The sequence below is a fragment of the Paraliobacillus sp. X-1268 genome (genome assembly GCF_003426095.1).
GTDB classification, from domain to species: Bacteria; Bacillota; Bacilli; order Bacillales; family Amphibacillaceae; genus Paraliobacillus_A; species Paraliobacillus_A zengyii.
This window is the reverse complement of the sequence record NZ_QJSK01000028.1, coordinates 21,395-32,846: the sequence shown is the minus strand read 5'-3', so window position 1 is coordinate 32,846 and position 11,452 is coordinate 21,395. Positions and strand designations below refer to the sequence as shown.

At 34.5% G+C, this 11,452-nt stretch carries 10 protein-coding genes and 1 riboswitch; of the genes, 8 read left to right on the top strand and 2 right to left on the bottom strand.

Features of this window, described 5'->3' with window-relative positions; genetic code table 11:
* Positions 1 to 508: 508 nt before the first annotated feature.
* Entirely contained in the window at positions 509 to 1,369 is an 861-nt protein-coding gene (locus D2K62_RS17385; RefSeq protein WP_112181957.1) for an ROK family protein, read from the top strand.
* A 52-nt stretch (positions 1,370 to 1,421) separates the two neighbouring features.
* Here D2K62_RS17385 and D2K62_RS17380 read toward each other — a convergent pair whose 3' ends face one another.
* The gene (locus tag D2K62_RS17380; protein ID WP_117161828.1) at positions 1,422 to 2,357 is read right to left on the bottom strand and encodes an NADP-dependent oxidoreductase; all 936 of its coding nucleotides are present in this window, start codon (positions 2,355 to 2,357) and stop codon (positions 1,422 to 1,424) included.
* A gap of 186 nt (positions 2,358 to 2,543) precedes the next feature.
* Between D2K62_RS17380 and pxpB the strand changes: the two genes are divergently transcribed.
* The 6 genes from pxpB (at position 2,544) to D2K62_RS17350 (ending at position 9,034) form a co-directional block, all read left to right on the top strand.
* Complete coding sequence (gene pxpB, locus D2K62_RS17375; RefSeq protein WP_112181955.1) at positions 2,544 to 3,263, top strand: 5-oxoprolinase subunit PxpB; 720 nt, start codon at positions 2,544 to 2,546, stop codon at positions 3,261 to 3,263.
* A complete protein-coding gene (locus D2K62_RS17370; RefSeq protein WP_117161827.1) occupies positions 3,260 to 4,273 on the top strand; it encodes a 5-oxoprolinase subunit C family protein in 1,014 nt (337 codons plus the stop codon). The genes pxpB and D2K62_RS17370 overlap by 4 nt, the downstream gene beginning before the upstream one ends.
* Positions 4,273 to 5,040, top strand: a complete 768-nt coding sequence (locus tag D2K62_RS17365) for a LamB/YcsF family protein (RefSeq protein WP_112181953.1) — start codon at positions 4,273 to 4,275, stop codon at positions 5,038 to 5,040. The genes D2K62_RS17370 and D2K62_RS17365 overlap by 1 nt, the downstream gene beginning before the upstream one ends.
* Before the next feature lie 99 nt (positions 5,041 to 5,139).
* A riboswitch (SAM riboswitch) is annotated at positions 5,140 to 5,251 on the top strand.
* A gap of 80 nt (positions 5,252 to 5,331) precedes the next feature.
* On the top strand, positions 5,332 to 6,435 hold the full coding sequence (locus D2K62_RS17360; protein WP_117161826.1) for a methionine biosynthesis PLP-dependent protein: 1,104 nt from the start codon (positions 5,332 to 5,334) through the stop codon (positions 6,433 to 6,435).
* A gap of 224 nt (positions 6,436 to 6,659) precedes the next feature.
* Positions 6,660 to 7,973, top strand: coding sequence for a hemolysin family protein (locus D2K62_RS17355; protein WP_369974662.1), 1,314 nt, complete (start codon positions 6,660 to 6,662; stop codon positions 7,971 to 7,973).
* Positions 7,974 to 8,176: 203 nt separating this feature from the next.
* Positions 8,177 to 9,034, top strand: coding sequence for an aldose epimerase family protein (locus D2K62_RS17350; protein WP_112181950.1), 858 nt, complete (start codon positions 8,177 to 8,179; stop codon positions 9,032 to 9,034).
* Between the two features lie 83 nt (positions 9,035 to 9,117).
* Here the strand turns inward: D2K62_RS17350 and D2K62_RS17345 are convergent, their stop codons facing one another.
* Positions 9,118 to 9,348, bottom strand: a complete 231-nt coding sequence (locus D2K62_RS17345) for a hypothetical protein (protein WP_198663137.1) — start codon at positions 9,346 to 9,348, stop codon at positions 9,118 to 9,120.
* A 670-nt stretch (positions 9,349 to 10,018) separates the two neighbouring features.
* On the opposite strand from D2K62_RS17345, the gene D2K62_RS17340 reads away from it, so the two are divergent.
* The gene (locus D2K62_RS17340) at positions 10,019 to 11,434 is read left to right on the top strand and encodes a hypothetical protein (RefSeq protein ID WP_112181948.1); all 1,416 of its coding nucleotides are present in this window, start codon (positions 10,019 to 10,021) and stop codon (positions 11,432 to 11,434) included.
* Positions 11,435 to 11,452 lie beyond the last annotated feature (18 nt).

Sequence of the window (11,452 nt, the reverse complement as noted above, 5' to 3'; positions counted from 1 at the left end):
TCTATCAAAATGTCTACAGGCATGGAAGGAAAGATCATCGCTATAAGCATAAGAGTCCTTTTGATATTCTAAATCTTGCGTATGAAAGAACCGTTAAAGCAGCATAGAACAACTGTATAAAATTTCCACAATAAAGCAGGAAACGCTTCTTATTTACCTTGTTGTAAAATAATTCAATATTTAGTAAAAAGTTGTTTGGACACTGTTTTGTTTTTCTATATTTTATCCTTAGCTTGACGGCTATGAGACGTGCCCGCGGAAAGCGTAGTGGATTTTCAGAGCGCGATGTACAAGCAGATTAAGACTTAGTCTATGGTTATGCAGTAATAAACAACTTATTTAAATAGTGTCAATATTTATAATGAACACACGCCAAACTCATAACAGCCAACGTTTAGCGCTTATTTTTCAATTGAGAAAGTTGAGTTAATCAGAATCTAAAAAATAATGATTATTTGGCGATTAGATGATAAAGTATATATGTAGAATTAGAGGAGGAGGAAAGCTTATGTATTATGGTGGAATTGAAGCTGGTGGTACAAAGTTTATCTGTGCAGTTAGTGATCAATCATTTGAAATTATTGATAGAGTAAGTATTCCAACTACTACCCCTGAAGAAACATTGAAACAAGTATTTTCGTTTTTTGATCAATATCAGTTAAAGGCAATAGGGATTGGCTCTTTTGGACCAATTGATGTCAATACGGAATCCGCTACATATGGTTACGTTACTTCTACACCGAAAAAAGGTTGGACAAATTATAACTTTGTCGGAGCGATAAAAAGTCGCTATGCTGTGCCAGTTGCATGGACAACAGATGTAAACGCTGCAGCATATGGAGAATATCGGAAAGGTAACGGACAACAATCGAAATCTTGTTTATATTTAACAATTGGTACAGGAATCGGCGGTGGTGCTGTAATAAATGGAGAAACTATTGAAGGTTTTGGTCATCCGGAAATGGGGCATATTACAGTTCCAAACCATCCCAATGATGATTTTGAAGGTGTCTGTCCTTATCATAGTAATTGTTTAGAAGGTCTCGCAGCAGGCCCGGCAATTGAAAAACGCTTAGAGAAAAAGTCACAAGATCTAGATCCAACAGATGAATACTGGGAAATTGAAGCATATTACATAGCACAAGCGCTAGCAAATTATACGATGATTTTAAGACCAGAAGTATTAATTTTAGGTGGTGGTGTTATGAAGCAAGCACAGCTTTTCCCACTCATTCGGGAAGCATTCAAGAGCATTATCAATGATTATGTAGTGACACCAGATTTAGAGACGTATATTGTTTCGCCTGGATTAGTAGATGATGCGGGTATTACGGGGAGTTTATTACTAGCAGCGGAAAAAGCAGTTTAAATAGGAAATATAATCGAGCCTCCAAAGATAAACTGTCGGAGGCTCGAATGGTTTATTTGACTTTTATGACAATTTTACCTTTAGCGTGATGCGTTTCACTTAGTGCATGCGCTTCTTTCATTTCTTCTTCTGAAAATCCAAATACATGTCCAACTTGTGGCTGGACAATGCCATTGTCCAATAGTTTGCCTAGTTCACTAAGTTGCTTACCATCAGGATTTAACCAATAACCAGAGGCTTCTATTTGATATTTTTCTGCCAATGTTTGATCTGGTTGTCCTGCAATCGTGACAAGTCTTCCTTTAGGTTTCAAGACTGTGAAACTTTTGTTTAGGATTTCTCCACCCATCGTATCAAGAACAACATCAAAATTATTTAATTCCTCTGCAAAATCTTGTGTTTGATAGTTGATAATTTGATCTGCCCCAAGTTCTTTCATATAAGCTGCATTCTTCTCGCTAGCTGTTGTGGCAACGTAAGCACCTAAATGCTTGGCAATTTGAATTGCAAGGCTACCTACACCACCAGCTCCTGCATGAATTAATACCTTGTCGTCTTTTTGTACTTTCGTGAAATCGACAAGACACTGCCATGCTGTTAGGCCCGCTAATGGAACCGAAGCAGCTTCTTCAAATGTGATGTTTTTTGGTTTTTTTGCTAACAGATTTTCATCTACTGTCGTAAATTCTGCATAAGTTCCTTCATTTGTTGTGTCTGGACGTGCAAATACTTCGTCACCAATTTTAAAGTTTTGTACCTGACTTCCAACTTCAACTATTGTACCAGCAACATCCCAACCTAATATAATTGGAAAAGAAAAATCAAGCATTTCTTTCAGGTAGCCTGCTCGCATCTTCCAATCAATTGGATTTATCGAAGTTGCGTGGACTTCTACTAATACTTGGTTCTCTTTAATTACTGGCTTACTAATTTCTTCTTCTTGTAAAACACGCTTATCACCATATTCATTTATTACAATAGCTTTCATAAGTAGACGCTCCTTTTATTGGTATTTCTTTAGTATGGAATAGTATAGTAAACCCTACTATTAAAAGCAAAAAGTATGCTTATATAGATCAAACAAAATAGGACTTCTGGAAAAATAGATAAGCGCGAAAGAGGAAGAAATGATAAAATAATAAAAAAGTAACTTTAGTAAGCAGAGGTGTGCGATATGAATATTTCCTTTACCCCTTTGGGAGATCAGACAATTGTAATAGAGTTCGGCCAACATATAGATGAAGAAATTCATGTAAGGGTAATGGCTGCAATGGATTATTTAGAACGCAATTCTTTTAATTGGCTAGTTGAATATATCCCTACATTTACAACGCTTACTGTTTTGTATGATCCAGTTAAGGTCATGAAACATTACGGTATAAACGATAGGAGTAAGATACCTTATCAATTTGTTCAGCAAGAAATAGAACAAGCTATTACAAGCGTGACCAGTGAAAATAAAGGGATCCAAAGAGAGATAGAAATACCAGTTTGTTACGGTGGAACATTTGGTCCTGATTTAGGGTTTGTTGCAAAGCATCATTGCATCAACGAGCAAGACGTTATAGATATCCATACAAAGGGAAATTATTTGGTCTATATGATCGGATTTGCTCCTGGATTTCCTTATATAGGTGGCATGTCAAGTGAGATTGCTACCCCTCGAAAGAAATCTCCTCGTTTCAATTTACCAGCTGGGACGGTTGGAATTGCTGGACAACAGACGGGGATTTATCCACTAGAAACACCTGGAGGATGGCAACTTATTGGGAAAACGCCACTCGCATTATTTCAGCCGAAAAATAGTAAACCAAGTCTACTTCGAGCTGGTGATAAAGTGCGGTTTAAAGCAATTAACAAAGACGAATATGACCGTTTGGAGGGGAGGTTATGATCCATATTATCAAACCTGGTCTATTAACAAGTGTACAAGATTTGGGTAGATTTGGTTTTCAAAGATATGGTGTAATATCGAGTGGAGCAATGGATTTATACGCGCACAGAGTAGCAAATTTATTGGTTGGAAATGAAGTCAATCATGCAACATTGGAAATCACTTTATTAGGACCGATTATTGAGTTTCAACAAGATACGCTAATTTCAATTTGTGGAGCGAACTTATCACCTACTATATTCGGGAATCCAATACATAATAATCGGCCAATTTTGGTCAAAGCAGGAAGTATTGTACGTTTTGGTTCTGCTAAACAGGGGTGTAGAGCCTATTTAGCTATTGCTGGTGGTATACAGGTAGATCCTATTATGAAAAGTAAGTCAACTTATCTTCGTGCGGGTATTGGTGGCCATCAAGGTCGCGCATTACGAAAGGGAGATCAATTGCTAATCGGGAGTAAAACGGTTGATAACAATAAGCTCGAAACTGAATTAGCTCGTTTTTCCCATAGGTTGACAGATTATGAAGAGGCAAAATGGTCATTTGATCCACTATTATTCGACCAAAATAATTCAACTAACAGAATACGTGCTATAAAAGGTAGGCAATATGATTGGTTCTCGCAAGAAAGTCAACAAGCTTTTGTTAACAAAACATTTAAGATACTAGCTGACTCTGACCGAATGGGCTACCGTTTAAAAGGAGAAATAATAAAAAGAAATAATACAAGTGAATTAATTTCGGAAGCTGTTACAATGGGTACTATACAGGTTCCTTCAGATGGAAATCCAATTGTGCTCCTCGCAGACGGTCAAACAACGGGAGGGTATCCGAAAATTGGAGAAGTTATTTCAATAGATATCCCACTGTTAAGTCAAGCAAAACCTGGGGATAAAGTTAAATTCGAATGGATTACATTGGCAAAGGCCCAAAAGCTATATATGGAAAGAGAACAGTTAATGAATCAATTGGAAATAGGTATTGCATTACACCTTAGGAGGTGTAGATGATGGATGTTGTTGATTTAAATTGTGATATGGGAGAAAGTTTTGGAACGTACACAAAAGGGATGGACGAAGCATTGTTTCCATATATTACGTCGGCTAACATTGCTTGTGGTTTTCATGCTGGAGATCCAGCTGTTATGCGTAAAACGGTTAAATTGGCACTGGAACATCAGGTAGGTATAGGAGCGCATCCAGGCTTACGAGATTTAGTTGGATTTGGTAGAAGAAATATGGTCATCTCCCCCGAAGAAGCATACGAGCTAATTGTTTATCAAATTGGTGCTCTCAATGGATTTGTAACAGCAGAAGGCGGATTACTTCAACACGTAAAACCACATGGAGCCCTTTACAACATGGCTGCTAAAAATAGGGAACTCGCAGATGCAATTGCTAAGGCAGTATACGATGTTAGCCCAGAATTAATTTTGTTTGGATTAGCTGGAAGTGAATTAATTAAAGCTGGAGAGGAAATAGGACTTCAGGTTGCTAGTGAGGTTTTTGCGGATCGAACCTATCAACAAGATGGTACGTTAACTTCGAGGGAAGAGGCAAATAGTTTGATCACGGATCATGCCATTGCTAGTAAGCAAGTAATTCAAATGATACAGAAACATAAAGTGAAGACAATTCAACAAATAGACTTTCCCATTAATCCTGAAACCATCTGTATACATGGGGATGGTGCTTTAGCATTATCGTTAGTAATACATATTCATGATGCATTAGCGACAGCGAATATTAAAGTGAAGAAAATCAGTTCGCATAAATAGTGTACAATTTTTGAATAGTTGGAAAAAGGTGTTGCATTATTTCAAAGGATGCATTAAACTGACAACAAGTTAAATTTTTCGGAAAATTTTATATTTTATTTCTTATCAAGAGAGACGGAGGGATTGGCCCTTTGATGTCTCAGCAACCAGCCATATCGTATGGCCCGGTGCTAATTCCAGACAGACTAGAAAATAGTCTAGAAGATGAGAAGACTGACTTTTAAAATCTTAAAAGACCTTCTTCTTAGAAGGTCTTTTTTTATATTCAAATCAAGCAAAGGAGGCGTGGTCATGACTGATAAAAAACTGCAGACAAAATTAGCGCAACTTGGTAATAAGAGTGATCCTTTAACAGGAGCTGTAAGTCCACCGATTTATTTATCAACAGCTTATCAACATGAAGGACTAGGAAAGTCAACAGGATATGATTATACGAGAACAAAGAATCCAACACGCTCGATATTAGAAGAAGGAATCGCTGATTTAGAAGAAGGCGATCAAGGATTTGCTTGTAGTTCTGGAATGGCAGCTATCCAACTTGTCTTATCATTATTCAGAACAGGAGATGAATTGATAGTTCCTGAAGATGTATATGGTGGTACTTATCGCATTCTTAAACAGTATCAAGAAGCTTATGAAATCAAAACAACGTATGCGACTTTTTCTGATGTTGAAGAAGTAAGAAGTTGTATTACGCCGCATACGAAGGCAATATTAATCGAAACACCAACAAATCCATTGATGCAGGAGATTGATATTGTAGACTATGCGGCTTTAGCAAAAGAGTTTAATCTATTACTTATTGTTGATAATACATTTTTAACACCTGTATTACAGCAACCGATAAAGCTTGGAGCAGACATTGTCATTCATAGTGCAACGAAATATATAGGTGGTCATAATGATGTATTAGCGGGTCTTATTGTAGCAAAAGGTGAAGCGTTATGCGAAAGAATTGCTACACTTCATAATGCGGCAGGTGCGGTATTATCTTCTTTTGATGCTTGGTTGTTAATCAGAGGGTTAAAAACTTTAGGATTACGTATGAAAAAACATCAAATGAACGGCAAAAAAATTGCAAACTTTTTAGAAACTGATGCTCGAATTGAAGATGTATTGTATTGTGGAAAAGGTGGAATGCTCTCCTTTCGACTTCGAGAAAGTGCATGGGTGGAACCGTTTCTAGAGAATTTACAACTTATCACCTTTGCAGAAAGTCTTGGGGGTGTAGAGAGTTTTATTACATACCCAACTACGCAAACTCATGCAGATATTCCTGAAGATGAACGTGTAAGACGTGGAATAGACAATCGTTTATTACGCTTTTCAGTAGGTATTGAAGATAGTGAAGATTTAATTAATGATTTAACTTATAGTTTAGATCAATTAAATTAAGTGAATGTTATTTTCGTTAAATTAGGCGAGGCTCGATTTGAGAGTCTTAAATTTATCCATCGTAAATGAAGTTTTGGGCTAGACCAAAGATAATGTATAATATATGTAAACGTAAAGGGTGGTAATAATACCACTCTTTTTTTTGAGAAATTGTTGTTTAGATGTAGTAATTGTTTAGGATAAAGGGAATAGATAAGTTAGATATACATACATGGGAGTTGTTAGTGTTGATAATTGCATTGTTGATTTTGGCAGTATTAATAGTGGTGAATGCATTTTTTGCAGCCTCGGAAATAGCATTAGTTTCTTTAAATGATAATAAAATAAGAAGATTGGCGGAGCGTGGAGACAAAAAAGCAATTTTACTCGATAAATTGTTGGCTGAACCAGGCCGATTTCTAGCTACAATTCAAATTGGGATAACATTAGCTGGATTTTTAGCAAGTGCATTTGCTGCGGATACATTTGCAACGCCACTTGCAGAAACGTTATATGAATTAGGTGTCCCAATTACATTGGGATTATTAAATACAATTTCTGTCGTGTTCATTACCATTTTACTTTCTTATTTTACTTTAGTTATTGGAGAGCTTGTTCCAAAACAACTGGCACTACAAAAAACAGAGGCAGTTTCCTATATGGCGGTAAAACCATTAACTCTTTTATTTAAAATTAGTATACCTGTTGTGAAATTTTTAAACTTCTCTACCAATACAATCGTACGACTATTTGGAATTGATCCAAATGCAGTGAGTGAAGAAGCAACGGAAGAAGAAATCCGAATGATGGTAGATATTGGTGGAGAAAGAGGAACCATTCACTCAGATGAGAAATTAATGATTAATAACATATTTGAATTCAATGACAAAGAAGTTTCTGACATCATGACACATCGAACAGAAATCATTGCGATAGCTATCGATACACCATTAAAGGAAATTGTTGAAATTGTTAATACACATAGGTATACGCGCTTTCCTATTTATAAAGAGAATATGGATGATGTAATTGGTATCCTGCATACAAAGGACTTGATTCAATTTATAGAGAAAGATAATGGATCATTTCGATTGAAAGACATTTTACGTAAACCGTATTTTGTTATGGAAACACAACGAATTGATGCGATATTTAGAGATATGCAACTAAATAATGTTCATGCTGCAATAATTGTGGATGAATACGGTGGGACGGATGGATTGATTACAATTGAAGATATAATTGAAGAGATTGTTGGTAATATTTCTAGTGAAAATGGCGAATCAGATCATGAAAATACAGAAATCCAAAAGATTTCTTCACATGAATATATAATAGAAGGCAATACACATCTCTACGATATTGAATATCAATTAAGTCTTGAATTACCAGTAGATGATTATGAAACGTTAAATGGATTTCTAGTTGGAGAAATCGGATATATTCCAGATCCAGAACAAAAGGCTAGTGTTAAGTATAAGAAAGTAGTATTTACTGTGGAAAAAGTTTCAGAAAAAAGAATTGAACAAGTACATGTGATGATTGAAAAAGAGAAATAAGTTTATCCGCAAGTGTTGATGAATCGTATATTGGAAAAGAAAGTGCTTGTCATTTCAAATGGCTGGCACTTTTTTCTAGTAAAAAAAGTCTGAATAGTGTTAAATAAATCATAGGATTCTGTATCAATATTTAGTATAATAATAGAGTTGTTTAATATAGAGAAATATATCAATCATTCTGAATGGTTAAGGGGCTATCTAATATGTATAAAATTGAAACATATGAAGAACAATCATTTACAATGTACCGAATAAGCAATGTAGATGATACATCTTGGATAACGGTTTGTCCAGAGCGTGGCGGTATTATTATAGGTTATGGTGTTGATGGTAAAGAAAATTTATATCTAAATAAAGAGACATTGTATGATAGAAAGCAAAATATAAGAGGTGGTATTCCAATCTTATTTCCAATTTCTGGTCAACTTGAATCAGGAAAGTATGATTGGCAAGGTACATCATATGAGATGCCAAACCATGGTCTTGCACGAATTCATCCATGGGAAGTAATCGAAACAACCTATGATGAAGAACAGGCTTCGATTTCTATTTTATTTGAAAGTAGTATTGGAACGAAAGATGTTTTTCCTTTCGATTTCGAAGTGATTTTCACATATACATTAAAGCAAGATCAATTATTTATTCACCAGACTTACCGTAACTTAGGTAAAAAGGATATGCCTATTTACCCCGGATTGCATCCTTACTTTAAAACGAAGTCAAAGAAGCTATCATTGAAAACAGATGCAACGACTTATTATGATTATAATGATGATATAACAAAAAAATTCTCTGAGAAAATTGATATGGAAGGTCTAAAAGAAGCTATTGTCTTAGAGAATAAGCATCACCAATTAGATGCTCAAATAGAAGAAACAGCTTTACATATGGAAACGGCAACTGAATTTCGATATACGGTTCTATGGACTGAAAAAGATAAAGACTTCATTTGTATTGAGCCTTGGACAGCTAAAACAGGAGAACTCAATCGTAAAAAGGAACTTATTATGATAGAACCAACTAAGTCGTTGGATACGTGGGTATCGTTCCAAGTGATATAAAAAAATGAGTGGATCCAAGGATCTACTCATTTTTTGTTGTATTACTTTAAATATATGCTTATAAGTGCTCAATATAAATTTTGTTATCTACTATGTTGTTCATTTTTACGTGTTGCAACTTTATAGGCATCTACCATTCCCCATATCCAAAGTATAGGAGTTGTTATAAATCCTATAATGACAAACATAAGTAAACCAGAAATAAAGTACGCAACAATAAAACCGACACCTTTTCCAATTTGCCCATTATAGATTTGGCCTAATCCAGCTACAAAAAAGGATAAAACCGCTGCTAAACCTGCATTTTTCAATATATTCACCCCCGAAATTTATTATGTATATGCAAACATAAGATTACATTACATTTATTATATTTTTCTTGATAGAATAACACAAGACAATTCCCAATAAATTGTCGAAAGGAGTATAATAGTTGCAATACAAATTATATATATGTGAAACATCCATATAAGTAAATCTAAACAAATACCTACTGGCGGATGGTTTTAGTGGTAGAAGTTATATTTATCTAGCAAGTATAAAAGATATATTCAATTTCTACTTAACACTATACTTCTCAGTAACTTTATTACATATTAAAATAACAAATGCAACTAGATCAGATTATATAAAGTATTAAAATCAGTCACAAAAGAAGTGTAAGCCCTTCATAACTTACCAATCACAGTAAAGTTGATGACGTCATGATACCATGTATGTTGCGAATCAATATGAAGTAGCATATAAAAAAGATTACAAAATATATTTAGGGAATGTAGAAAGAATTATGTTAAAATAACGAATAGAAATTAGAAGGTGTAATTGAAAAATGTAACATAGATAGAGTTAAACAAGATGAGATATAAAATATTCAATCAATAAGTTCAGATTGAAAACTGCACATAGAAATATAATGTTTAATAAGTATTATGTAATTAGAAGCGATTATGTATATTTACATATAAGAAACAGGGAGTTTTTGAGATGCGCCAATTTGCTTCAATCGGTTTTACAATAGCTATTATTATTTATGCGGTGATGCATTACGTTACATATATAAATGCAACTGAAATAGGCAGTATTATTTTAGGGATTACAGGAGTTGTAATTCTAATTTTTTCTCTAGCAATCTTGTCAATTAGAGCGCTTGCTGTACCACTTTTTCTTTTTTTTATTGCTTTAAGTATTCAGTTGTTTACGATGAATTCGTTTGCTTCCCTATTACTTTATGGTGTTAGTGAAATGTCTAATTTAATTACACTTCTTTTAATTGTTCCGATTATAAGTTGGATATTACGTGAGGAACGTTATATTGATGCGATTATGCAAGTTGCACAGCGCTCACTTAACACAAGCAAAAAATTCTACTTTGGTATAATGATCGTTAATCAAGTTATTTCTTATTTTTTGTTATTTGGTGCTATTCCAATGATGTATCAATTTATCAATGATTTTCTAAAAGATAAGACGAGTGAAGCATGGGAATATTTTAAAGGTACTGCATTGTTACGTTCGTTTGCATTAACAACACTTTGGGTCATCAGCATACCGAGTTTTGCGTTTGCAGTGGATCATTTAGATGCGTCACTAGGATGGACAATTATTCAGGGATTTCTTATATCTCTTGGAGGGATTTTTTTATCTGTTCTTTTTCTTTCATTTAAAGAGAAAAGCTATCAGGTGGATTTCACTTTAGGAATACAAGAAGAAATGACAGGCCGTTTGGCACATGCACTGGATGCAAAATATGCAAAGCGTTTAGTGATAGAATTTGCAGTTTTGTTTCTTTCGTTGTTTAGCACAATTTTTATTATTCATATCATAATGGGATGGGGATTACTAGCAATTATTCCACCAATTATTGTTGTTTGGACATTTGGCTATTTCATCTTAAAAAAACGCCCCAAAAGATTTTTCGCTGAAATGAAGACGTACATTAAAAAAGATGTTGGTCAGAAATCACAACAATTTAGTTTACTGTTAGCTGCTGGAATGTTAATTTATGCGGTGAATAATTCTGGGGTTGGTAATTACTTGATTGATGGATTGTTTTATGTAGAAGAAACAATACCATTTGTTAATTTTTTAACGATAGTCCCATTCATGGCAATCATACTAGGCTTTTTAGGACTAGGCCCATTAACAGTCATTGTTTTAGTTGCTGGGATATTAGAAAATGTTAACTTGGTTTATCCTGCTGAATTAGTTGTCTTAGCAATGACATCTGGTAGTGTCATCTCGGTTATATTGTCACCTGTCGTATTACCCGTTATTATTTTGAGTTCAACCAATAAATTAAGTATTGTTAAGAATGGAATTATATTTAATTGGAGTTATGCTATAGCATTTTACATTTTAGTACAGGGATATATACAAGTAATGTGGTATTTTATGCACTAGACTAGAGAATAAAATGGA

What these genes read in the sequence shown, in the direction of transcription:
- D2K62_RS17385 (WP_112181957.1), top strand. Translation starts at nt 509, where the DNA reads ATGTATTATGGTGGAATTGAAGCTGGTGGTACAAAGTTTATCTGTGCA.
- D2K62_RS17380 (WP_117161828.1), bottom strand. Translation starts at nt 2,357, where the DNA reads ATGAAAGCTATTGTAATAAATGAATATGGTGATAAGCGTGTTTTACAA.
- pxpB (WP_112181955.1), top strand. Translation starts at nt 2,544, where the DNA reads ATGAATATTTCCTTTACCCCTTTGGGAGATCAGACAATTGTAATAGAG.
- D2K62_RS17370 (WP_117161827.1), top strand. Translation starts at nt 3,260, where the DNA reads ATGATCCATATTATCAAACCTGGTCTATTAACAAGTGTACAAGATTTG.
- D2K62_RS17365 (WP_112181953.1), top strand. Translation starts at nt 4,273, where the DNA reads ATGGATGTTGTTGATTTAAATTGTGATATGGGAGAAAGTTTTGGAACG.
- D2K62_RS17360 (WP_117161826.1), top strand. Translation starts at nt 5,332, where the DNA reads ATGACTGATAAAAAACTGCAGACAAAATTAGCGCAACTTGGTAATAAG.
- D2K62_RS17350 (WP_112181950.1), top strand. Translation starts at nt 8,177, where the DNA reads ATGTATAAAATTGAAACATATGAAGAACAATCATTTACAATGTACCGA.
- D2K62_RS17340 (WP_112181948.1), top strand. Translation starts at nt 10,019, where the DNA reads ATGCGCCAATTTGCTTCAATCGGTTTTACAATAGCTATTATTATTTAT.